The organism is Rhodanobacter ginsengisoli (genome assembly GCF_042657065.1).
Classification (GTDB): Bacteria; Pseudomonadota; Gammaproteobacteria; order Xanthomonadales; family Rhodanobacteraceae; genus Rhodanobacter; species Rhodanobacter ginsengisoli.
Genome location: NZ_JBHSNF010000002.1, coordinates 457,476 through 480,536 on the forward strand (window position 1 = coordinate 457,476; position 23,061 = coordinate 480,536).

Sequence of the window (23,061 nt, forward strand, 5' to 3'; positions counted from 1 at the left end):
TGCGCCGCATGATGGCGGGCAGCGCCGCACGTTAGCAGGATGCACCTGCCCATGCAGCGGACTGAACGTTCATCGGCTGGATCACACCCGCTTCCGATTCCGCACGAATGAACCTAGCCGGCCGCGGCGGCGGTGGAGGCCGGCGTCGCCGGCATCTCCTGCGCGGTCAGCAGGACGCGGATCGCGCGCAGCTTCGCCTTGATCTTCGCCTCGTTGGCTGGGCCGCTGCGAAGCAACATGCGCTGTCCCGACGACAGCGATTCCAGCGCGGGATCGGCGTACGCGTAGAACCCCTTGGAGGGCACCAGCGCAGCCGGCTGGGCCAGCTCGGGCGTGGCCAGCAGGTTGTCGATGGCCGCGATCAGGCGGTCATTGAAATAGCCCTTCGGATAGCCCAGTTGCCGATAGGCCTGCTGGAACAGGGGGTAACTCTGCACGTACCAAGCCACCAGGGCCTGCGGATCGGCGTCTTCCACAACCTGCATGTAAGGCGCGTAGCGCGCGGCGTTTTCGCTGCCGATCACCTTCCGGCCGTCGACCTCCGCGGTGATGAACGCGCCCTTCGGGGTACGCGCCGGCAGCACGCCCACGCCCAGGTCGTGACGCGGCATCGCATCCACCGTGGCCACGATGTGCCGGATGATCTGCTGGCGCACCAGCAGCGGTGACAGGTCGGCCCCGCCGGCCAGCCGGGCGAGGGTCGAAGCCACGCTGGCATCGCTGTCGTCCAGCGCAGGCAACGCGGCCGTCGACGCCGCCGCCGGCCCGGTGTTCGCCTGACTGATCGGGTGCTGGATCGGCGCAGCGGTGCTGCTCGGGGCAGCGGAGCTCGCCGCGGCGGGCACGTTCGCCGCCTGATGTTCCAGGTGCATTGCCCGGCGCGCCAGATAGACGCCTGCCACGACAACGGCCAGTACCACCACCACGGCCCCGATCCAGCTGCCTATCGATGCTTGCTTGCTCATGATCTTCCCCGTTTCAGCACTTCGACATTCAGTTGGACTTGTGCGGGCACGATTCGTTCATCCGACATGGCAGATACGATGATCACGTACCAGCGCCTCACCGGCGCCCGGCAGCGATCATTATCCACTGGCGGAATCGTGGCTGCACCGCAACGCCACACAAAACCGGCGGCTGGTGATCGGTTATCGCGACCTGCGGCAGGTGCCCCATGCCGCCCTCGGTCGCTTCCAGGGATCCGATATCACCCCGTCCCGCGGTCGTCTGCTCGGCTCTCGACGCGGGGAGGTGATCGCGGACGATACGCCGACCCCACTCATGCCTTCAGCCGATAACCGCTGCGGAAAATCCACCACACCAGCGCCAGGCAGACACTCAGGAACACCAGGGTCATGCCCACACTGACTCCGAGGCTGACATCGGAGACGCCGTAGAAACTCCAGCGGAAGCCGCTGATCAGGTAAACCACCGGATTGAACAGGGTGACCTTCTGCCAGAACGGCGGCAGCATGTGAATCGAGTAGAAACTGCCGCCAAGGAAGGTCAGCGGCGTGACGATCAGCAGCGGCACCAGCTGCAGTTTCTCGAAATTGTCCGCCCAGATGCCGATGATGAAACCGAACAGGCTGAAGGTGAGCGCGGTCAGCAGCAGGAAGGTCAGCATCCACAGCGGGTGCGCAATCTGGAACGACACGAACAACCGTGCGGTGACCAGGATGATCGCGCCCAGGATGATCGACTTGCTCGCCGCCGCCCCCACATAGCCGGCCACGATCTCGAACGGCGAAACCGGCGCCGACAGGATCTCGTAGATGGTGCCCACGAACTTCGGAAAATAGATCCCGAACGACGCGTTCGAAATGCTCTGCGTCAGCAGCGACAGCATGACCAGCCCCGGCACGATGAAAGCGCCATAGCTGACTCCGTCGATCGCGGCCATGTGCGAGCCGATCGCCGAGCCGAATACCACGAAATACAGCGAGGTGGAAATCACCGGCGAGACGATGCTCTGCAGCAGCGTGCGCCAGGTACGCGCCATCTCGAACAGGTAGATCGCCCGAATCGCGTAGATGTTCATGCGCGCTCCCTCACCAGGTCCACGAAGATGTCCTCCAGCGAACTCTGGCTGGTTTTCAGGTCCTTGAAGTCGATGCCGGCCTCGGCCAGCCGTCGCAGCAGGCCGTCGATGCCGGTGTGCTCGCTCTGCGTGTCGAAGCGATAGACCAGCTGGTGGCCATCGGCCGACAGCTCCAGTGCGTAGCCGTCCAGCGCAGGCGGAATGCTCTGCAGCGGATTCTGCAGCTGCAGGGTCAGCTGCTTGCGGCCGAGCTTGTTCATCAGCTCCGCCTTGTCCTCGACCAGGATCAGCTCACCCTTGTTGATCACCCCGATGCGGTCGGCCATTTCCTCCGCCTCGTCGATGTAATGAGTGGTCAGGATGATGGTGACGCCGCTGGCGCGCAGCGCGCGCACCATCTCCCACATGTCCCGTCGAAGCTCCACGTCGACACCGGCGGTGGGTTCGTCGAGGAACAGGATCTGCGGCTCGTGCGACAGCGCCTTGGCGATCATCACCCGGCGCTTCATGCCGCCGGACAGCGTCATCAGCTTGCTGTCCTTCTTGCTCCACAGCGACAGTTCCTTCAGCACCTTCTCGATATGCGCCGGATTGGCCGCCTTGCCGAACAGGCCGCGGCTGAAGCTGACCGTGTTCCACACCGTCTCGAATGCATCGGTGGTCAGTTCCTGCGGCACCAGGCCGATCTTCGCGCGGGCGGCACGATAGTCGCGCACCACGTCGTGTCCGTCGGCCAGCACCGTACCTCCACTGGGGTTGACGATGCCGCAGATGATGCTTATCAGGGTGGTCTTGCCGGCACCGTTCGGACCGAGCAGGGCAAAGATCTCGCCCTTGCGGATTTCCAGATCGATCGGCTTCAACGCCTGGAATCCCGAGGCGTAGGTCTTGCTGAGTTGTCGGACGGCGATGATCGGCTGCACGCAGAATCCTTGTCCAGGTGTCTGAAGAGCAGCCGATGGTATGCCTGCGCGAACCTCCTCGCCACCTTCCGCGAAAATCCGCGACGCGGTGAGGCCGGCAGGGAAAGCGGCCGCGGGCGCCCCGACGAGGGCGCCCGCGAAATCGGGCCGGCTGGAGGAGCCCGTCCCGATCCATGCACTCAGCCGCGCCGCTTTTCCAGTTCGCGCCTGGCGTCGTCCGTAGCCTTGCCGATGTTCTTCTGCAGCTTGCCCGCGTTCTTCTCCAGATTGCCCGTGACTTCCTTGACCTTGTTGCCGCTGACCTTGCCGACCACTTCCTTCACGGCGCCCTTGATCTCGTGCTTGGTACCCTCGGTACGATTCTTGTCCATGCTTTTCTCTCCACCGGTCTGCGGGATTGCAGACGTCGACGGAATATGGATATTGGTCGGTCGACAATTCGTGACTGGAATGTTCCCCTCCGCGGCTGACGTTCATCTCCGCCCCCGTCACGCATATCGAGCGATGGAGAGCAGATGAGCAAGGCTGTGCCATTGCATCCGGAGACACCCATGTTCCGCCCGCTGCTTGCGATCGTCATGCTGTTCTTCGCACTCGCGCTTTCGGCAACCACCCTGCCGAACCGTCCGGTGCAGACGCTTGACCTCGCCCGCTACAGCGGGCGATGGCACGAGATCGCCCATCTGCCGACGTTCTTCCAGCGCCGCTGTCTGGATGCCGTCATCGCCACCTATACGCCGAACCCCGATGGCAGCATTCACGTACACAACACCTGTCGCACCCGTGACGGAATCAAGGTCGCCGAAGGCGTGGCGAAGATCGAGACGGGCCGCCCCGGTGCATTCAAGGTCCGCTTTGCGCCCGCCTGGCTGACCTGGTTGCCGCAGGCATGGTTCGACTACTGGGTGATCGATGTGGATGCCGACTATCAATGGGCCGTGGTCGGCGGTCCCGGCCGCAAGCGCCTGTGGATACTCGCGCGCAAGGACAGCATGGATCGAGTGCTGTTCGAGCGCATCAGGGAGCGCGCCCGGCAACGCGGTTATCCGGTCGACCAGCTGGTGATGATGGCGCCGCTGGATTGAGCGGCTGCCGGCGCATGGGAATGCCGTCGGCTGGAGTGCCCGGCCAACACCCCGGGCCTGGCCAACCGTCCCATCGCAGGCGACGAACCCGCACATCATCGCCACATCTTGTGCACAATGACCCGCCCCCCCCCAACCCGCTCGGAATGACATCGCCCCCTGCCATCACCGAACATGACGCCCGACCGTTGCGCGGCCGCGTGGTGCTGATCACCGGCGGCGCCCAGGGTATCGGGCGTGGCATCGCGCAGGCAGTACTCGGCGCCGGCGGTAGCGTGCTGATCGGCGACCTCGATGTAGTTGCCGGCCGCGCCTGTCTCGATGAATGGCGGGTGGGTCGCCGCGCCGCCTTCGGCCGGCTGGATGTCTCGCGCGAAGCCAGCGTGCAACGCTGGATCGCAGCCGCGCGCAGGCGCTTCGGTCGCATCGACGGACTGGTCAACAATGCCGGCATCGCGGAGCCGCACAGCGGCAAGCTGACTGACCTTGCGCTGGCGGACTGGAACCGTTATCTGGCCAGCAACCTCACCGGGGCGTTCCTGTGCAGCAGGCATGCACTGCCTGACCTGACCCTTGCGCACGGCGGCATCGTCAACATCGCGTCCACCCGGGCCCTGCAATCCGAACCCGACACCGAGGCCTACGCCGCCAGCAAAGGTGGCCTGCTGGCACTGACCCATGCCATGGCCATCAGTGCCGGCCCCGACGTGCGGGTCAACGCCATCCTGCCCGGCTGGATCGCCACTGACGGCTGGCGCAAGCCCGGCGCACGGCATGCTCCGCAGTTGAGCCGGCTCGATCACGCCCAGCATCCGGTCGGCCGCGTGGGCACGCCCGAGGACATCGGTGCACTGGTGGTGTATCTGCTCGGGGCATCGTCCGGTTTCATCACCGGCCAGCACTTCGTGGTCGACGGCGGCATGTCAGTGAAGATGCAATACGTGTGACCATGGCCTGCGCCGGGCGGACGTCGCGTCCGCCGGCTTTCGACCAGGGGAATCGGCCATGAAATTTGCGCGTCGGGTGTTCCTGCTGGCCGCCATCTATGGCGTGCTGGCCTTGTTGCCGATGTACTTCCGGGAGGCGGTCGTGGCACGTGATCAGCCTCCGGCCATCACCCACCCCGAGTACTACTACGGCTTCATCGGAGTGGCGCTGGCCTGGCAACTGGCGTTCCTGCTGCTGTGGCGCGATCCCTTGCGCCATCGCCCGCTGATGCTGCCGGCCACGCTGGAGAAGGTCGCGTTCGGCGGCGCGATGCTGGTGCTCTACCTGCAGCAGCGATTGTCTCCCCTGATGCTGGCCGCCGGGGCCATGGATCTGCTGTTCGCCACGCTGTTCGTGCTGGCCTGGTGGCGTACCCGTGGCATGACGCCCTGGGCACCCTGACCGGCATGCGTCGGCAGCAGCCTTCGCCTCAGGTGCGACAGGCCGTGCTGGCGGCACTCGCGGCGCGGCTGGCCTGCTCGGCCTGTTCCAGCCGTTTTGGCGCGGTTGGCCAGTGCTCCTTCAGGGCGATGAAGTAAGTGATGTGTGCATCCATCGCATCCACCCGGGCCCGCTGCAGCTGCACCGCGCAGGCGGCCGACAGCTGCACTGCCACGTAACGCCGGCGGATATCCTGCAACTCCACGATGCGCGGCTGCAGCTGCGCCACGGAGGTCGACCTAGCCAGGTCGGCGGCGCTGGTCCACTGCTCGAACAACGGTGCCGCCCGGGCAAGGTCATGGGCGATCCACGCTCGCCGGGTGGCATCGAGCGCGACCGTGTCGACCATCGCGGGCACCGGATTCGTCGCGACGACAGGCGACTTCACCTCGGTGGATTCAGCAGCGCGCCCCTGAACGACGCTGTGATGGACGATCAACAGCATCACTCCGATCAGCAGCGTGGCGATGCCGAGCAGCATGCGCAGCGAAATCGAACCGTGTTCGTTCCCCATGCCACTTTCCCCCGTACTTTGATGATGCGATGCCCCGCCCCCTGACCACGCGGTATCGACTCAGCGGCATGATCGCCCTCGACATGCCATGCGACACCTTTCACACCGGCCTGCTCGCCGACTCCGCCAGGCTTCTGTGACAACGCTTGCTGCCACCACCATGTCCGCCCGCCACCGGTCAAGGCCGGTGGCTCCCGCGCCATCCGGTTCCCACGGAGCCACGGGCCAGCATAGGGAGACCGGCGTGCGGTTGGCAATGGCAGCGCGCGGCATGAGCCCGATTCCTGGCCTGGCGGCGTTGTCGAGCCACAGGCAGGCCGCACCAACCGCGCGTATTCGGGCCGACACGGTCGCGCCGTATTCACGGGCGCATGCGCACAGTAACGTGAAGCCTGCGCTCAAATGGCCGCAGGCGAGAGTGGAAGCCCGTGCGCCGGACCGCCTGGAGGCGGTTGCTGAACGGAGTCACAGGTCGAATTGAACAGACTGGCGAGGGGTTTTGCATGCGACGTTTCATGACTACCGTTGGGATGGCGCTTGTCGGGCTTGCACTGGCGGCATGCTCACCGCCACGCCCCGGCGTGATCAAACAGCCGTCGAAGGCGTTGCGGCCGACCACGACCACGCCGAGTGCGCGCTACGTGCACGCCGAGGTGGCGAGGCACATGGACAAGTCCGGCTTCCGCCTGCTCACGCGCAGCACCAATGCGCTGCTGAGCCGGGTGGTGCTGGCCGATCATGCGCAGCACTCGATCGACCTGCAGTACTACATCTTCGACAACGACGAGACCGGACGGCTGGTGGCACAACGGCTGCTTCAGGCGGCGGATCGCGGCGTGCGCGTGCGCCTGCTGCTGGACGACATCAACGTGCGCGACACGATCGGCATGCTCGATGCGCTGGACCGGCACCCCAACATCGAGGTGCGCCTGTTCAACCCGTTTGCCACGCACAATCCCTCCATGCTGTCCAAGGCCACCCAGTTTCTGCTCGACGCGCACCGGCTCAATCGCCGCATGCACAACAAGTCGTTCATCGTCGACGGCAACGTGGCGATCGTCGGCGGCCGCAACATCGGCAACGACTATTTCGATGCCGGCGACGCCACCAACTTTCGTGATCTCGACCTGGTTGCGATCGGCCCGGTGGTGAAACAGGCATCGCAGGCGTTCGACGAATACTGGAATTGCGATGAGGCCTACCCGGTGAGCGCGTTTGGCAAGCACGCCGATCACTACGACCTGGCGAAGCTGCGCACGGATCTGGCACGTGATGCCCGCGTGTTCGCGCAGTCGGACTATGCCCAGGCGGCCCTGGACGAGGACTACAACGGCGCCACCGCGGACAACCCCGGCAAGTGGTTCTGGGGACCGGCCAACCTGGTGGCGGATCAGCCCGAGAAGGTCGAGATGCAGGAGGATCAGCCGCAGTTGCGCATCGGCCCGGATATCAAGGCGATGACCGACGGTGCGCAGCACAGCCTGCTGCTGATATCGCCGTATTTCATTCCGGGCGACAGCGGCACCCGCTACCTCGGCAGCATTGCCGAGCGCGGCGTGGCGGTAAAGGTGCTGACGAACTCGCTCGCCTCCAACGACGAACCGGCGGTGTATTCCGGCTACTCGCGTTACCGCCGCCCGCTGCTCGAAAGCGGTGTGCAGCTGTATGAGCTGCGCCCGGCCGCCGGCGCACCGCAGCCGGCCAGCACCGCCGGCACTTCCTCCGGCGTGAGCCTGCACGCCAAGGCCGTCGTGGTGGATGAGCAGAAGGTATTCATCGGCTCGATGAACATGGATGCGCGCTCCAGGCTGCTCAATACGGAAATGGGCATCATCGTCGACTCCGCGCCGCTGGCGCAGGCGGTGACCCGGTTCTTCGACGCCGCCATCGTGCCAGCCAGCGCCTATCACGTGGTGCTGCTTCCCGCCGGCTCGCCACACGCCGGGGCCATGCAATGGCAGGCCAGCAAGGACGGCAAGCCGGTGATCTACGACCACGACCCCGATGCCACCATGCAGCGCCGGGTCGAGGTGCAACTGCTCAAGCTGCTGCCGATCGAAGGCCTGCTCTGATCCCACCCGCTCCAATGAAAGGATGATGCCCCCATGCGGCCAGTCTCGAACCACGCGACGCGCGACACCCCTGCGGACAGCCCGGCCTGCTGCGTACGCCTGCCGCAACGGCTGGCGGCAGCGATGCTATGCGCGATGCTGCTGCTGACGCCGGCATTCGGCCAGCCGCCACTTGCGGCCCCGCAGCAAGCGGAACAGCAGCAGGCACTGGAGCAGCAGAAGATCGACTACCTGATCGCTTCGGTGGCCGCGCTGAAGGACGCCAGTTTCATCCGCAACGGCAAGGCCTACGACGCACCGAAGGCAGCCGATCACATGCGGCTCAAGCTGCGCTTCGCCGGCAGCCGGGTAAAGAGCGCGGAAGACTTCATCGTCTATTGCGGCACCGGCTCGTCGGTTTCCGGGATCAAGTACACGATCCGCTTTGCCGACGGCCACACGGTGGATTCCGCCACCTACCTGCGGCACAAGCTGAGCACCTATTCCCACCCCACGGGACCGCTCCTGCAAACGCCCTGAGCGCTTTCCCGACAGCCCCTGCGGCTGCCGACGAGCTTGCCCCGCGAGATACGGTCCAGCGCCGTTGGACGACATCGCAAACGGGCGATACCCCCTGCCGCACCACGCCTCCCCTGCTGGCAACCCCGGGCGGGAAGTGCGATGGTGCGGACACCCGATGCGACGCACGTGCGCCTCACCGGATCACCCGCCCGCAACCTTGTGGCGCGTACGGCATGCGGATCACCGTGAACGTGCTTGCGGGATCAGCCAGACATGGCGAACTTTCCGGGAGAAATCATGATGCCCCCACGTTACCGGCTGTATGGCTGTCTGCTGCTCCTGTCGCTCACCCTGCTGGGCGGCTGTGCCGCGCGCGGCGACGCGACCCGACCGATCCCCACCGCACTTGTGCACGCCCCGCAACGGGCACAACGGGTGGTCGTGATGCTGCCCGGGCGGGGTGACGACCTGACCGGGCTGCAGCAGCACGGTGCGGCGCAGATCATCCAGCGCGCCTGGCCGGACGCGGACGTGATCCTCACCGGCTTGACCATGCCCTACTACACCACGGGCGTGGCCACCCGGCGACTGCATGACGAAGTGATCGCGCCGCTGAAGGCGCACGGCTACCGCCAGATATGGCTGGCCGGCATCTCGCTGGGCGGCATGGGTACGTTGCTGTACGACCGGGCCTATCCCGGCCAGTTGGACGGCATGCTGCTGCTCTCGCCCTATCTGGGCGATCGCGCGATCCAGCAGGAGATCCGCGACGCCGGTGGCCTGGCGGCGTGGCAACCCGGGCCGGTGCAGCCGCTGGGGCCGGACACGTTCCAGCGCGAGCTGTGGCGCTATCTCAAGCACTGGTCGGCCGATCCGGGGCGTACGCAGACGACCTGGCTCGCCTATGGCGCGGACGAGCATTTCCGCGGAGCGATCGAGCTGATGAGTCCGCAACTGCCCCGCACCCATGTGCTGATGCTGCCAGGCCACCACAACTGGAAGTTGTGGCAGCCGGCGATGCGCCGGGTGCTGCTGCTGGCCGCACCTGCAGCGGATCATTGAACACGCCTGCGGACCGCACAGCGTCTTCGGAATCGTCAGCTGCCGTCGCAGCCGCTCGATTTCACCCCGTATGGACTGGCTGGTCCGCACGATAAAGGCCGACCCGCATCGAGGAGTCCATCATGCCGGTCTGGCTCACCGCCATGACCGTCGTCGCGCTGGCGACGGCCATGACATGCACCCTGTGGATCACGCTGGACATCGTGCGCGGCCATCGGCAGCGGATGTGGATCATGAATCTGGTCTGGCCGATCACCGCACTCTACGCCGGGCCGCTCGCGGTGCTGGCGTACTACCGCATCGGCCGTGCGAGATCGTCGCGACACCTGGCCGACACAGCGCCGAAGCCTTTCGCACAAGACGTGGCACTGGCCGCGACCCATTGCGGCAGTGGCTGCACCCTGGGTGACATCGTCGCGGAATCGCTGCTGCCGTGGCTGCCGTTCACCCTGTTCGGCAGCACCGTGCTCACCGGTTGGGTGCTCGACTTCGCGTTTGCCTTTGCGCTCGGCATCGCTTTCCAGTACTTCACGATCAGGCCGATGGCCGACAAGTCGCCGACGCAGGCACTGCTGGCCGCACTCAAGGCCGACACGTTGTCGCTGATCGCATGGCAGGCAGGCATGTATGGCTGGATGGCGATCGCCACGTTCGGGATCTTCGACGACCCGCCGGGCAGAGGCACCCCGGTGTTCTGGTTCATGATGCAGATCGCCATGCTGATCGGCTTCGTCACCGCCTGGCCGGTCAACGCCTGGCTGCTTCGTCGCGGCATCAAGCAGCCAATGTAACGACCTGCCGCGCGGGCAGGAACCGGTCCGGCCGGGAGTCCCGCCAGAGCCACTGGAGCTCCGCTACGACGGCACCAGGACGCGTGGCGCTCGACCATCGTCCAACGGTGGCATCAAAAAGATCGCTTGCAATTCAGTAGCGTGCTATGTAATATGCGCAACCATGAACGGGAACAAGCCCTCCCCCTCGGTTGCCACAGCGTCCCCGCCCCGGCTGGATGGGCAGCTGTGCTTCGCGCTGTACTCGACCGGCCTGGCCATGAACAAGGTCTATCGCAAGCTGCTCAAACCGCTGGGCATCACTTATCCGCAGTACCTGGTGATGATGGTGCTGTGGGAAGACGAAAGCCTGAGCGTGTCCGAGATCGGCGAGCGGCTGTTCCTTGATTCGGCCACGCTGACGCCACTGCTGAAGCGGCTGGAAACCGCCGGGCTGGTGACGCGACTGCGCTCACGCGACGACGAACGGCACGTGGTCGTGTCGCTGACCGCGCGTGGCAAAGGCCTGCAGGCGAAGGCTGGCAAGGTGCAGGAATCCGTGTTCTGCGCCTCCCGCTGCACCCCCGCCGAGCTGATGCACCTGAAAACGGAACTGCAGGACTTGCGGGCCAAATTGGCCGGCGGAGGCTGATCGGCTTTTCTTTCTCTTTTTGTATAGTGCACTATTTAATAGTTGGCTACTTATTTTCAGCAACATCCCACCCACCAAGGAGACACCCATGTCCATCGAAAATGTCCTGTACCGCGCAAAAGCCACCGCCACCGGCGGTCGCGACGGCCGGGCAAAGTCATCCGACAACGTCCTCGACATCAAGCTGACCACGCCGAAGGAACTCGGCGGCGCCGGCGGTGATGGCACCAACCCGGAACAGCTGTTTGCGGCCGGTTATTCCGCCTGCTTCATCGGCGCGATGAAGTTCGTGGCGGCGCAGCAGAAGCTGCAGTTGCCGGCGGATACCCAGGTGACCGGCCAGGTCGGCATCGGCCAGATCCCCACGGGCTTCGGCATCGAGGTCGAACTGATCATCTCGATCCCCGGCCTGCCCCGCGCCGACGCCGAGGCACTGGTGCAGAAAGCGCACATCGTCTGCCCTTACTCCAATGCCACCCGCAACAACATCGATGTCAAGCTGACCGTCGTCTGAGGCGCCGGCCCCGGCGAGCACGGACGCGGCGAAACCGCGAAACATCAAGCGGCGGCGACCTCACCGGGTCGCCGCCGCTTGCCGTGGCGCGTCCGGCCCGAACAGGCAGGCGCCGGAACAGACGTGGTCGCCGGAGGGTGGCCGGTGCGGCGCATCGGCCCCGGCCGCTGCAAGCTGCCGTCGGAGTGACCGTGCCCGCATGGCATGACGCGCGACGCGGGATCGACATGCGCATCCATCGAAGGCATGCCCGGACCAGCCACGCGACAGCGCTGTACAAGGGCGAACCCGTTGTCATCCGGTTGCCCCTGCATCGGCGAATACTGATACGCTCGGTTCAGTTTCATGACGAGGTCCGCACCATGTTCCCGATGCTCATCGCATTCCATCATGAACGTCGCGGGCCGGCTTCCCAGGCATGAGGTAACGCGTGGCTTTTGAGCTCGAGGAACTTCGCATGAATGTGGCCGATCTGCAGATCGGCATGTTCGTTTGCCGACTGGACCGCCCCTGGAAGGACACACCCTTCCCGTTGCAGGGCGTCGAGCTCAACAGTCGCGAAGACATCGATACGCTGCGCCGACTGTGCCAGGTCGTGTATGTCGATGCGCACCGGCTGGTTTCGTATGACCCGCATCAGGCACTCACGCGTACCGAACTGTCCGGCAGTCGCTTCAAGAGTTCGATGCGTTACGCCGACACCGTGCCGATCGAGGAAGAGGCGCCGCGCGCACGCGCCGCACTCGACACGGCCTCGAAGATCGTGGACGACATTTTCGAGGACCTCGCCAGCGGGCGTGAACTGTCGGTGGAGCATGTCGAACAGGCCGTGCGCCCGCTGGTGGCCAGCGTGCTGCGCAGCGCCGATGCCTTTTTCCTGATCGAGGGCCTGCGCCGGCACGACAATTATTCATACAACCACGCGATCAGCTGCAGTGCGCTCGGCGCGGCTTTCGGACGCCACCTGGGCTTCGACGAGGAGACCATCTTCAGCCTGGCCGCCGGTGGCTTGCTGATGGACGTCGGCAAGACCCGCCTGCCCGAATCACTGCTGCAATACCAGGGCACGCTGTCGCCGGACGACGTGAACACCATCCGCTCGCACGTCGAACACGGCCTGGCGATCGTCGCGGAGTCCGACATCACCAATCAGGATGTACTGGATATCCTGCGCACCCATCATGAAAGGCATGACGGCAGCGGCTATCCCGACGGGCTGGCCGGCAACGCCATTCCGGTCACCGGGCGCATGCTGGGCCTCATCGACACCTACCATGCGATGTCGAGCGTGCGCCCCTACCGCGCCGCCATCTCGCGGCACCGGGCATTGCGACAGATCTACGCCGCACGTGGCAGCCTGTTCCAGGCGGCGATGATCGAACAGCTTCAGGTCTGCCTGGGGGTCTATCCGACCGGTTCGCTGGTCGAACTGAGCACTGGCGAGGTAGCCATCGTGATGGCGCAGAACCAGGTCCGCCGACTGCGCCCGCGAGTGGCCATCCTGAGCACGCCGGCCAAGCAGCCCTTGACCGATTTTCGACCGGTCGACCTGATGAGCCTGGGCAACAACGAGACCGTCGACATCGTGCGCGGCCTGGCGGTGGGTGATTACGACATCGACGCTGCCCGGCTGTTTCTGCAATGACGCGGATCGGTGCGATACCCGTGCGCGTCCCGCGGCCGGAGGCAACCGCATGCTGAACCGCGAGAGCATATTCGGCGCGATCGCCGAACGGGTCCTGGCTCATGCCGCCACGGGCGAACGTTTCGCCGTGCTGATCCTGCGCGTACCGGGCCTGCGCGAGATCAGCCTGCGTTTCGGTTACGAGCAGGGCGAACAGGCCGAAGCCACGGCACATGAGCTGATCCGGCAGTCGCTGCGACCGGTCGATCAGGTGTTCCGCGCCGGCGACGACAGTTTCGTGGTGCTGCTGCCAGCCATGCTCAATCACAATCACGCGTTGCTGGCCGGCACCCGCCTGATCCAGGCATTCGAGCAGCCGCTGCGTGGCACGACCTCGCCATGGCTGGTGCGGCCGATCATGGGCATCGCGCTGCATCCGGAACACGGTCCCAGCCCGGACCGCTTGTGCCGCCGCGCCGGCATGGCGCTGGATGAAGCCCAACGGCGTGGCGAACTGTGCGCGGTCTACCAGCCGCACGATACCCAGGTGGAGATCTTCTACGAGGAATTGCGCGAGGCCCTGGATGCCAACCGCCTGCAGGTCTTCTTCCAGCCGATCTGGGACCTGCAGGCCAACCGCATTGCCGGGGCCGAATCGCTGGCGCGCTGGAGCAGCCAGCATCACGGCGAGGTCTCCCCCGCGAACTTCGTGCCGTTCTCCGAACAGAGCGATCTGATTTCGGTGCTGACCCGCTGGAGCGTCAACGCCACCCTGCGACATGTCGCCAGCTTGCCTGCCTCGCGCGGATTGAGCTTTTCCATCAACTTCTCGCCCCGTGTGCTTTCGCGGCCCGGCATGGTCGAGCAGCTCATCGGCGCGCTGGAGATCTGGGGCGTCGCCCCGACCTCGGTCGTGGTGGAAATCACCGAAACCACGCTGGTCAACGATCTGGAGGTGAGCGTGCAGGTATTGCGCCGCCTGCGTGATCACGGCATCCGCATCGCGATCGACGACTTCGGTACCGGCTACGCCTCGATCGCCTATCTGCGTCAGTTCCCGGCCACCGAGCTGAAGCTGGACCAGTCGCTGATCTGCGCCATGCAGAACGAACCCCACACCGCCAAGCTGGTTCGCGCCATCGTCAACATGGCCCACCACATGGATCTGACGACCATCGCCGAAGGCATCGAAAACCGGGCCACGCAGGACATGCTGGCCGACATGGGCTGTGATTTCGGCCAGGGCTTCTACCTCGGGCGACCGGAGCCGGCGGCCGACTTCATCGCGCGTTTCACTGCCGCCGAGCCGACCCCATGACCATCCGGTGCAAGTGCACAGCCTGGGTTGAAGCCGATGTCTGCGCCGCCTGATGTCGAGACCACCGCCGGCATCGCCTTCACGGTCGAGCTGGCCAGCAAGCGTTACGGCAAGGTGTGCGCACTCGACCGGATCGAGCTGGACTTCGCCGCGGGCAGCACGACGGCGCTGATCGGCAGCAGCGGCTCGGGCAAATCCACCGTGCTTCGATTGCTGCTGGGCCTGGACCAGCCCGACAGCGGCTGTATCCGGATCGACGGGCGCCGACTGGAACCGGCCGATGTGCTGGCGCTGCGGCGGCGCGTCGGCTATGTGATCCAGGACGGCGGGCTGTTCCCCCATCTCACCGCGCTGGGCAACCTGGCCTTGCTGCCGCAGTATCTCGGCTGGAGCCGTGAGCACATCCGTACCCGCGCCGAGGAACTCGCGGCGTTGACCCATCTGCCGCCTGGCGCGCTCGATCGCTACCCGGCCGAACTTTCCGGCGGCCAGCGCCAGCGCGTGGCGTTGATGCGTGCACTGATGGCCAATCCCGATGCGCTGCTGCTGGACGAGCCACTCGGCGCGCTCGATCCGATCGTGCGGCATGAACTGCAGAACGAGTTGAAGCATATCTTCGACCAACTCGGCAAGACGGTGATCGTGGTCACCCACGACCTGGCCGAGGCGGCGTGGTTCGCCGACCGGCTGGTGCTGCTTCGCCGGGGCGCGGTCGTTCAGGACGGGAGCTTCGAGGAGTTGCGCGACCATCCCGCCAGCGACTTCGTCCGCCGTTTCGTCGAGGCGCAACGACGCCTGCCGGAGACGCCATGATGCGCCGCCTTCGATCGCTCCTGCTGCTCTGCCTGCTGATGCCCGGGCTGGCCCAAGCCGCGCCCGTGCGGATCGGCTCCAAGCAGTTCACCGAATCGGTCATCCTGGGAGAATTGGCGCGGGTCAGCGCAAGCGATGCCGGTATCGAAGCGGTGCACCGGCGCGAGCTCGGCGGCACGCGCATTCTCTGGCGCGCCTTGCAGCAAGGCGAGATCGACGCCTATCCGGAATACACCGGCACGCTGACCCAGGAACTGCTCGCGGGGATGCCGGCCGACGCCGACATCGCCAGCCTGCGCAAGCGTCTCGAGCCGATGGGCATCGGCATCACCGATTCGCTCGGCTTCGACAACACCTACGCGATCGGGATGCGGGACGACGAGGCGGCCCGGCTGGGCATCACGCGAATTTCCGACCTGCGCGACCATCCGGCATTGCGCCTCGGCCTGTCCAACGAGTTCCTGGACCGGGGCGACGGCTGGCCCGGACTGCGCCGAAGCTACGGACTGCCGCAGACCCGGGTGAGCGGCATGGATCACGCGTTGTCGTATCGCGCGGTGGCCAGCGGGGCGGTCGATGCGATCGACCTGTACAGCACCGACGCGGAGATCCCCTATTACCACCTGCGCACCCTGATCGACGATCGCCACTACTTTCCGCGTTACGAGGCGGTGTACCTGTACCGGCTGGCCCTGGAGCAGAGCTCGCCGGCGTTCGTCACGGTGCTGCGCCATCTCGCCGGGCGCATCGATGCGCGGGCGATGCGCCGCATGAATGCCCAGGTGAAACTGCACGGCGCAAGCGAAAGCGCGGTGGCCGCGGACTTCCTCGGCGTCCGCACCGACGACAGCCGGCGCGGCCTGTGGCAGCGCCTGTTCCAGCGCAGCGTGGAGCATGTCGAGCTGGTGGCGGCGTCACTGGGCCTGGCCGTGCTGCTGGCGATTCCGCTGGGTGTGCTGGCCGCGCGCCGGCGCCGGCTTGGACAGCTGGTGATCGGCGCGACCGGCATTCTGCAGACGGTGCCCTCGCTGGCGATGTTCGTGTTCATGATCCCGCTGCTGGGCATCGGCACCTGGCCGGCGATCGCCGCGCTGTTCCTCTACAGCCTGCTGCCGATCGTGCGCAACACGCATGCCGGCCTGGTCGGGATCGCACCGGAGTTGCGCGAATCGGCCGCGGCGCTCGGCTTGCCGCACGGCGTACGACTGCGCCGGATCGAACTGCCGCTGGCCACCCGTTCGATTCTGGCCGGCATCAAGACCGCCGCGGTGATCAACGTCGGCACCGCCACGCTGGCTGCCCTGATCGGTGCCGGCGGCTACGGCCAACCCATCCTCACCGGAATCCGGCTGGACAGCATCGGGCTGATCCTGGAGGGCGCGGTCCCGGCCGCCACGCTGGCGCTGCTGGTGCAGGGCCTGTTCGAGGGCATCGAACGCTGGCTGACCCCGCGCGGCTTGCGCATGGAAGCGCGGCAGTGAGCGGAACGCCAGCGGCGCCGAACTCAGGCCTTTTTCAGGAAGCACACCTTCAGCACCAGTCCCTTGATCTTGTCCGAGTTGCCCTCGATGTGCTCGTCGTCGCCATCGACCAGACGGATGTTGCGGATCACACTGCCCTGCTTCAGCGGAATCGATGACCCCTTCACCTTCAGGTCCTTGATCACCGTGACGGTGTCGCCGCTGTTGAGCACGTTGCCGTTGACATCGCGAACGACCATCGCGCTGTCGGCAACATTCGCGTCCGCCACGATCGGCCACTCGTGGCCGCAATCGGCACACACAAGGTTGTCGCCATCCGGATAGACGTTTTCCATGGCGCACAGCGGGCAGGCGGGGGTATCGGACATCGGTCGATCCTGGCAGTTCGTTTCGGCGGATGCCCAGTATAGGTGGTCACACCACGGTCGCCTCGGGCATCGGTTTCTGATACGAAACGCCCGGCGCATGGAGATGGACGTCCATGCGCCGGGCAGGCCATCCGTCAGCTAGCGGCCGAGATCCTGCAGGAAGCGGTCGGTGTATTGCAGCGGTGACGTGCCGCCGACCGAGTTGCAGGTCGGCGAGGCATATCCGCTGCTACCCTGACACGGCGTATCGCGGTCGAGCGACCAGAAGTGCACTCCGGCCAGACCCTGGCTTGCCGCATAGTCGATCACGGTGTCGACGTCGGCGATGGTGAAGACTTCGCTGGAGACATCGTTCATGCCGATCATCGGGGTCAGTTCGATCCGGCTGGCCAGGACCCCGTACGTGTACTCCAGGTTTTGCGCCGCCTGGATCGCCGACTGTCCCATGTCGCATTGCCCGTTCGCCACCACGCAGACCCCCGGGCTGGCCGAACCGAAGTCCATTACCATCAGGTTGATCGTGTAGTTCGGCAGGTTCGCCGCAGTGACCGCCCGTACCACCATGTCGCCGACACTGTTCAGGCCACCATGGCTGCCGTCCGATGCCGCCAGCGTCGCCAGCGTGAAGGAAAAACGCAGGTTCGGGTACAGGGTATGCGCATAGGCTGCGTTGGAGATCAGGTTGTTGATCTGCGCCTGGCTCTGGCCACCCTCGATGTCGAAATCCACCCCGACCATCTGTGGCGACATGTAGCGGGAAAGAAACTGCGCCATGCCAGCCGGCGTCGAGCAGGTGAAGCTGCCCGCCTGGCCTCCGGTCGAAACCACGTACTCCAGACCCGCATCGACCAGCGGCTGGATGTTCGCACTGGCGAAAGTTGCCCCCGGAATGCCACCCCAGTTTTCGCTGCCGCACTCGCCCGAGGCGAACGCCAGCGTGATTGCGCCCAGGTTCGGCACCGTGGTGGCCACCAGGCCGCCGCTACCCACCAGCGGTATCGGCGTGCCGGTGACCGCCGAACGCATCGTGTTGGTATTCCAGTCCAGATTGATCGTGACGTCCTTGTAGGGACTGAACAGCAGGCCATCCGCAGAGCCTGAACCGCCGCCCGTGCCTCCGCCCGTGCCGCCACCGGAGCCGCCGCCCGTGCCACCGCCCCCCGAACCGGTGCACGATCCCAGCACCGCCCACGGCTGGCCCGAACCCGTGGCGCCACTGTGCGTGGCCGGATCATCGCCCTGGGTCCACCAGTTCGCCTCGTAGTTCACCCCGTCTTCGCTGACCAGGGCACCGCCGCCGTAGGCCGTGGTCGCACTCCAACCGGCATCGCAGTCGCCTGAGCCGGAGCCGCCGGAACCGGAACCGGAACCCGACGAATCACCGCATGCGCCCTGCGATGTCCAGGGCTTCCCGCTGCCGGCGGGACCGCTGTCGTTGGCCGGATCATCACCCTGCGTCCACCAGTTCGCCAGATAGTTCGTGCCGCTTTCACTGGCGGTATTGCCGCCGTTGTAAGCCGTTGTCGCATTCCAGGCCGCCGCGCAGGCGGGAATGGATTGTGCCTGCACGGACCCAACCGGTATTGCCGCGAGAAGAGTCGCCGACAATCCCGTCCCCATGGCACTGCCCAGGACGCTCAAGGCCAAGCCTGACCACACAGCCGATCGTTTCACAAACATGAGATGTCTCCTGTAGGAATTACATCGCTACGAGTGAGTTATGAAGGCGAGTTCGGGCCGTGTTCCATCGGCCAGGCGGGTGGGGATCCCGTCACCTTGCTGCGTCCCTGCGCGATACCGCTTTTTATGTGTGTGACTGTCCTGTCTTAGGCTTGAATGACAACGTTGTCTATAAGACATTTTCCAAAGTGTGACGACCTGCACGCAGGTGACTGGCTCGGAGAGACCTGCAAATGCGCTGCAATCAAGGGCCACTTTCCAACCATATCCCGCAAGATCGTCAGCCGATGAAGATGCGGCCCCGACAGAAATGACCACATCGGAACGCGCCAGAGCAACGCCTTCGGCATGGCGCGCTGACGAATCATCAGCCAAGGATGACAACGATATCTTTTCGAGTCGAAATGGCGATTTTCACGAACGAGGACGGGTTGCTCCGCCGTTCCACGCCAGCCCGACGGATGTCGGCGTGGTTGCAGCGCCACCCGGTCATGCGCGCATGGGGAAGCGCAAGCCTCCACCGGCGCCGGTGGCGCCGCCGACCGGGGACATCCCGTTGGAGTTACTTCAACCCGGGAATCCGGGACGTATGCCGCGCGTGGCGCGACAGGACTGCCATCACCGGATACACCAGGCTGCCGCTCCCGGTGCGGCCGCGAGAGAGGGAGAGCTCGAATTTCGTCCGGAAGGCTGCGCCACTCGGCGTCCGCAAGCGGGCCCGTTGCAGCCAGGCCGAGCTTCGCGCCGTCAACCGCCCTTGACGGTTGCCATCCGGGCATCTTCCTGCCCCGATGCACGCGAATCAGGTGGGCGCAACATCAGCCGTGCAGCGGCATGACGCGCGCGGTGCCCGGAAATGCCGCCCTCTCACTCCTCGTCGGACGGGTAGGCAGGCAGATCGGGCATGTTGGCCATCTCCTCGAGCATGTCGTAGGCCACGGGCACGGGCTGCTGCGCCAGCGGCCAGCGACCGATCACCTCGTTCCGGGACTGGCCGAAGAAACTGCGGATCAACACGAATTCGCTCACCTGCCAATGGATCGGCGTGATGGATTCCTCGATCGCGTCAATCAGGTGCCCATGCTGCAGGGTGACATGCGGCATGAAACTGGAAACACCGGATACCCGCAGCCCGACCTGAAGCTGGGCCGTGGCAATCGCCTTGCGCAGTTCCAGCGCGGACGCCGTCGTGCTGCCGTCCACGCACAGCGCGAACGGGAATTGTCCATCCTTTGCGCTCAAGCGCATCGCCGACTCGAGAGTGACCGCAAAACCCGCGGCACGCACCGTGGCGGCAGCGGTCAGCAGGGCCGTCTCCAGCGGCTGCCGCAAGCGTTCGGGCTTGCCGACCGGGCATACGGACAGGTGCAACCCGTCGATGCCGACCGGGCTTCCGCTCACCCGATGCGACTTGCGAAATCGCTCGGCGACGCCGGCGATCTCGGCTCTTGTACGGTCATCCGGCAGCACGGCAAAAAAATAATTGATGCCTGCCGCAAGTTCCCCTGTGATCGATGGACTGGAAATCGTCGTTGTCTCCATGACTGTAACGAGACGACAAGCTGCAAGCCCCCCACGATACTCTTCGAGCCATCTGGCAGCGCAGGTGGTCGAACGACCGGCACTCGGAGCGGATGCGTTGTCGCGATCCGCCGCGGACACCGCTGCATGGTCACGCCAGCATCGCTCGCCCCATGATACGAAAGATTGCCGCCACCCGGGCACCCCTGCAAGTGCCCACCGGACATGCATGCCCGTGGCGGCACGTCACGGCCACCGGAAGCCGCCGGCACGCTTGACATTTGCAGACACGCACTTCACGGTCAAAGCCGTCCCGGGAGGGCACAGATGCCGTCAGACACGATGATTTTCGATGAAATGGGCTGGCCTGACGGGATCCGCGCGCCCTACGCCCTGATCGATGCCTGGCTGAAATCCGTTCCCGCCGAGCAGTTGGCCCTGAAGCGTCGGGAAGCCGAGGTGCTGTTCCGCCGCATCGGCATCACCTTCGCCGTCTATACCGAGGGCGGTGACGCGGAACGGCTGATCCCGTTCGACCTGATTCCGCGCGTGCTCGCCCAGGCCGAGTGGCAGCGACTGCGATGCGGGCTGGAGCAGCGCGCCCGCGCGCTGAACGCCTTTCTGCATGATGTCTATCACGACCGCGAGATCATCCGCGCCGGCCACGTGCCCGAGCGGCTGATCCTGCACAACAGCGAATTCCGTCCCGAGATGGCCGGACTGGACCTGCCCGGACAGATGTACGCGCACATCACCGGCATCGACATGGTTCGTACCGGCCCGGATGACTATTACGTGCTGGAGGACAACTGCCGTACACCATCGGGCGTGTCCTACATGCTGGAGAACCGCGAGGTCATGTTGCGGCTGTTCCCCGACCTGTTCCGGCGCAACCAGGTCGCGCCGGTGGCGCATTACCCGGACGAACTGCTGGCCACGCTGCGTTCGCTGGCGCCGCCGAACTGTCCCGGCGAGCCCACCATCGTGCTGCTGACACCGGGCATCCACAACAGCGCCTACTACGAGCACGCCTTCCTCGCCGACGAGATGGGCATCGACCTGGTCGAGGGGGCCGACCTGCTGGTCAGCCGGGATGTCTGCTACCAGCGCACCACGGCCGGGCTGGAGCGGGTGGACGTGATCTATCGGCGTGTCGATGACGACTACCTCGACCCGCTGGTGTTCCGCCCCGACTCGATGCTCGGGGTACCCGGCCTGCATTTCGCCAACCGCGCCGGCAACCTCACCCTGACCAATGCGGTCGGCGCCGGTATCGCCGACGACAAGGCGGTGTACATCCACGTGCCGGAAATGGTGCGTTTCTATCTGGGCGAAGAGCCGCTGCTGAAAAACGTGCCGACCCACGACTGCAGCAAGCCCGACGAGTTGCGCTACGTGCTGGAGCACCTGCACGAACTGGTGGTGAAGGCCGTGCACGGCTCCGGCGGTTACGGCATGCTGGTCGGGCCGCACGCCGGCAAGGCCGAGCTGGAGGCTTTCCGCCTCCTGCTGAAGGCGCGGCCGCAGGATTACATCGCGCAACCCACGCTGGCGCTGTCGACCGTGCCGACCTTCGTCGACGCCGGCATTGCGCCGCGGCATGTCGACCTGCGCCCGTTCGTGCTGTGCGGCGCCGATCGCATCCGCGTGGTGCCCGGCGGGCTGACCCGGGTCGCGCTGAAGGATGGCTCGCTGGTGGTCAACTCGTCGCAGGGTGGCGGTACCAAGGACACCTGGGTACTGGAAAGCTGATGCTCGCACGCACCGCCGACAACCTGTACTGGCTGGCGCGCTACATGGAGCGCGCCGACTACCTCGCGCGCCTGCTGCAGGTGGCCGGGCACATGAGCGCGTTGCGCGTGGATGCCAGCCACGGCAGCGAGTGGGAGTCGGCGATCGTCGCCGCCGGCTGCCGCGAGGGCTATTTCGAAAAACATGCCCGGGCCGACGAGGCCACCGTCATCCAGTTCCTCGCGTTCGATCGCGACAACTCCTCGTCCATCGTCAACTGCATCGAAACCGCCCGCCGCAATGCGCGGGCGGTCCGCACGGCGCTCACCGCCGACATGTGGGAGGCGGTGAATGCGAGCTGGCAGGAGTTGTCCAGCTATCGCGCCGATGCCATGGACGCCGACCACCTCGCCGAATTCCTCGACTGGGTGAAGGCTCGCGTGGGCCTGTTCCATGGCGTGTGTTCGAACAACATGCTGCGCCGCGACGGCTTCCATTTCACCCGCGTCGGCCAGTTCCTGGAGCGCGCCGACAACACCGCGCGCCTGCTCGACGTGAAATACCATGTAAAGCTTGCCCAGGTCAGCGACGTGGGCGGTGTGGTCGATTACTACCAGTGGCTGGCGATCCTGCGCGTGGTCAGCGCACGTCGTGCCTACCGGGTGCTGTTCAAGGGCGTGGTCGAACCGGCGCGCGTGGCCGAGCTGCTGATCACCAGCAGCGTGTTCCCGCGCTCGCTGACGTTCTGCTACCAGATGATCACCCAGCACCTCGATGCGATCGAGAGCCAGGACCCGCGACTCGCCGCCGAGGCCAAACGCCAGGCCAACTCGCTGTATGCGGACCTGCGCTACGCCAACGTCGACACCGTCATCGAGAAGGGACTGCACGAATACCTCACCCAGCTGATCGAGCGCACCGCCGAACTGGGTGCGCAAATTGCCAGGGGGCACCTGTTCTAGC

General features: G+C 65.5%; 23 protein-coding genes. 15 read left to right on the top strand and 8 right to left on the bottom strand.

The genetic code is table 11. The features are described 5' to 3' along the window. Window positions 1-113: 113 nt before the first annotated feature. From ACFPPA_RS11325 to ACFPPA_RS11340, 4 genes are all read right to left on the bottom strand, one after another. Window positions 114-965, bottom strand: a complete 852-nt coding sequence (locus tag ACFPPA_RS11325) for a DUF3014 domain-containing protein (protein ID WP_377319891.1) — start codon at window positions 963-965, stop codon at window positions 114-116. 314 nt (window positions 966-1,279) lie between these two features. Next, complete coding sequence (locus tag ACFPPA_RS11330; protein ID WP_377319893.1) at window positions 1,280-2,041, bottom strand: ABC transporter permease; 762 nt, start codon at window positions 2,039-2,041, stop codon at window positions 1,280-1,282. Then, the gene (locus ACFPPA_RS11335; protein ID WP_377319895.1) at window positions 2,038-2,964 is read right to left on the bottom strand and encodes an ABC transporter ATP-binding protein; all 927 of its coding nucleotides are present in this window, start codon (window positions 2,962-2,964) and stop codon (window positions 2,038-2,040) included. The genes ACFPPA_RS11330 and ACFPPA_RS11335 overlap by 4 nt, the downstream gene beginning before the upstream one ends. A gap of 179 nt (window positions 2,965-3,143) precedes the next feature. Beyond that, on the bottom strand, window positions 3,144-3,335 hold the full coding sequence (locus ACFPPA_RS11340) for a CsbD family protein (protein WP_377319897.1): 192 nt from the start codon (window positions 3,333-3,335) through the stop codon (window positions 3,144-3,146). A 144-nt stretch (window positions 3,336-3,479) separates the two neighbouring features. On the opposite strand from ACFPPA_RS11340, the gene ACFPPA_RS11345 reads away from it, so the two are divergent. The 3 genes from ACFPPA_RS11345 to ACFPPA_RS11355 all read left to right on the top strand — a co-directional run bounded on the left by ACFPPA_RS11345 (window position 3,480) and on the right by ACFPPA_RS11355 (window position 5,438). After that, a complete protein-coding gene (locus tag ACFPPA_RS11345; protein WP_377319899.1) occupies window positions 3,480-4,049 on the top strand; it encodes a lipocalin family protein in 570 nt (189 codons plus the stop codon). Window positions 4,050-4,195: 146 nt separating this feature from the next. Then, window positions 4,196-4,996: an SDR family oxidoreductase gene (locus ACFPPA_RS11350; protein WP_377319901.1), complete on the top strand. Its 801-nt coding sequence runs from the start codon at window positions 4,196-4,198 to the stop codon at window positions 4,994-4,996. Window positions 4,997-5,054: 58 nt separating this feature from the next. Then, a complete protein-coding gene (locus ACFPPA_RS11355) occupies window positions 5,055-5,438 on the top strand; it encodes a hypothetical protein (protein WP_377319903.1) in 384 nt (127 codons plus the stop codon). 28 nt (window positions 5,439-5,466) lie between these two features. Here ACFPPA_RS11355 and ACFPPA_RS11360 read toward each other — a convergent pair whose 3' ends face one another. Then, window positions 5,467-5,991, bottom strand: coding sequence for a hypothetical protein (locus tag ACFPPA_RS11360; protein ID WP_377319905.1), 525 nt, complete (start codon window positions 5,989-5,991; stop codon window positions 5,467-5,469). 515 nt (window positions 5,992-6,506) lie between these two features. Here ACFPPA_RS11360 and ACFPPA_RS11365 point away from each other — a divergent pair. The 10 genes from ACFPPA_RS11365 to ACFPPA_RS11410 all read left to right on the top strand — a co-directional run bounded on the left by ACFPPA_RS11365 (window position 6,507) and on the right by ACFPPA_RS11410 (window position 16,798). Then, entirely contained in the window at window positions 6,507-8,063 is a 1,557-nt protein-coding gene (locus ACFPPA_RS11365) for a phospholipase D family protein (protein WP_377319907.1), read from the top strand. Window positions 8,064-8,096: 33 nt separating this feature from the next. Then, complete coding sequence (locus ACFPPA_RS11370; protein ID WP_377319909.1) at window positions 8,097-8,582, top strand: DUF5329 family protein; 486 nt, start codon at window positions 8,097-8,099, stop codon at window positions 8,580-8,582. A gap of 279 nt (window positions 8,583-8,861) precedes the next feature. After that, window positions 8,862-9,626, top strand: coding sequence for an alpha/beta hydrolase (locus ACFPPA_RS11375; protein WP_377319911.1), 765 nt, complete (start codon window positions 8,862-8,864; stop codon window positions 9,624-9,626). 122 nt (window positions 9,627-9,748) lie between these two features. After that, window positions 9,749-10,417: a DUF4396 domain-containing protein gene (locus ACFPPA_RS11380; RefSeq protein WP_377319913.1), complete on the top strand. Its 669-nt coding sequence runs from the start codon at window positions 9,749-9,751 to the stop codon at window positions 10,415-10,417. A 163-nt stretch (window positions 10,418-10,580) separates the two neighbouring features. Then, on the top strand, window positions 10,581-11,048 hold the full coding sequence (locus ACFPPA_RS11385; RefSeq protein WP_377319915.1) for a MarR family winged helix-turn-helix transcriptional regulator: 468 nt from the start codon (window positions 10,581-10,583) through the stop codon (window positions 11,046-11,048). 88 nt (window positions 11,049-11,136) lie between these two features. Beyond that, entirely contained in the window at window positions 11,137-11,562 is a 426-nt protein-coding gene (locus ACFPPA_RS11390) for an organic hydroperoxide resistance protein (protein WP_377319917.1), read from the top strand. A 457-nt stretch (window positions 11,563-12,019) separates the two neighbouring features. Then, on the top strand, window positions 12,020-13,207 hold the full coding sequence (locus tag ACFPPA_RS11395; RefSeq protein WP_377319919.1) for an HD-GYP domain-containing protein: 1,188 nt from the start codon (window positions 12,020-12,022) through the stop codon (window positions 13,205-13,207). 49 nt (window positions 13,208-13,256) lie between these two features. Beyond that, window positions 13,257-14,504 (top strand): putative bifunctional diguanylate cyclase/phosphodiesterase, encoded by a 1,248-nt coding sequence (locus ACFPPA_RS11400; RefSeq protein ID WP_377319921.1) that lies wholly within the window; start codon window positions 13,257-13,259, stop codon window positions 14,502-14,504. Window positions 14,505-14,540: 36 nt separating this feature from the next. Further along, complete coding sequence (locus ACFPPA_RS11405) at window positions 14,541-15,317, top strand: ATP-binding cassette domain-containing protein (RefSeq protein WP_377319923.1); 777 nt, start codon at window positions 14,541-14,543, stop codon at window positions 15,315-15,317. Then, the gene (locus ACFPPA_RS11410; protein ID WP_377320693.1) at window positions 15,317-16,798 is read left to right on the top strand and encodes an ABC transporter permease/substrate-binding protein; all 1,482 of its coding nucleotides are present in this window, start codon (window positions 15,317-15,319) and stop codon (window positions 16,796-16,798) included. The genes ACFPPA_RS11405 and ACFPPA_RS11410 overlap by 1 nt, the downstream gene beginning before the upstream one ends. A gap of 23 nt (window positions 16,799-16,821) precedes the next feature. On the opposite strand, the gene ACFPPA_RS11415 is transcribed toward ACFPPA_RS11410, so the two are convergent. The 3 genes from ACFPPA_RS11415 to ACFPPA_RS11425 all read right to left on the bottom strand — a co-directional run bounded on the left by ACFPPA_RS11415 (window position 16,822) and on the right by ACFPPA_RS11425 (window position 20,388). Continuing rightward, window positions 16,822-17,166, bottom strand: a complete 345-nt coding sequence (locus ACFPPA_RS11415) for a zinc ribbon domain-containing protein YjdM (RefSeq protein ID WP_377319925.1) — start codon at window positions 17,164-17,166, stop codon at window positions 16,822-16,824. A 138-nt stretch (window positions 17,167-17,304) separates the two neighbouring features. Next, window positions 17,305-18,735 (bottom strand): carbohydrate-binding protein, encoded by a 1,431-nt coding sequence (locus ACFPPA_RS11420; RefSeq protein WP_377319927.1) that lies wholly within the window; start codon window positions 18,733-18,735, stop codon window positions 17,305-17,307. A 978-nt stretch (window positions 18,736-19,713) separates the two neighbouring features. Next, the gene (locus tag ACFPPA_RS11425) at window positions 19,714-20,388 is read right to left on the bottom strand and encodes a 2'-5' RNA ligase family protein (protein ID WP_377319929.1); all 675 of its coding nucleotides are present in this window, start codon (window positions 20,386-20,388) and stop codon (window positions 19,714-19,716) included. A 306-nt stretch (window positions 20,389-20,694) separates the two neighbouring features. On the opposite strand from ACFPPA_RS11425, the gene ACFPPA_RS11430 reads away from it, so the two are divergent. Then, a complete protein-coding gene (locus ACFPPA_RS11430; RefSeq protein WP_377319931.1) occupies window positions 20,695-22,119 on the top strand; it encodes a circularly permuted type 2 ATP-grasp protein in 1,425 nt (474 codons plus the stop codon). Next, a complete protein-coding gene (locus ACFPPA_RS11435) occupies window positions 22,119-23,060 on the top strand; it encodes an alpha-E domain-containing protein (protein ID WP_377319933.1) in 942 nt (313 codons plus the stop codon). The genes ACFPPA_RS11430 and ACFPPA_RS11435 overlap by 1 nt, the downstream gene beginning before the upstream one ends. The last annotated feature ends 1 nt before the right edge of the window (window position 23,061 follow it).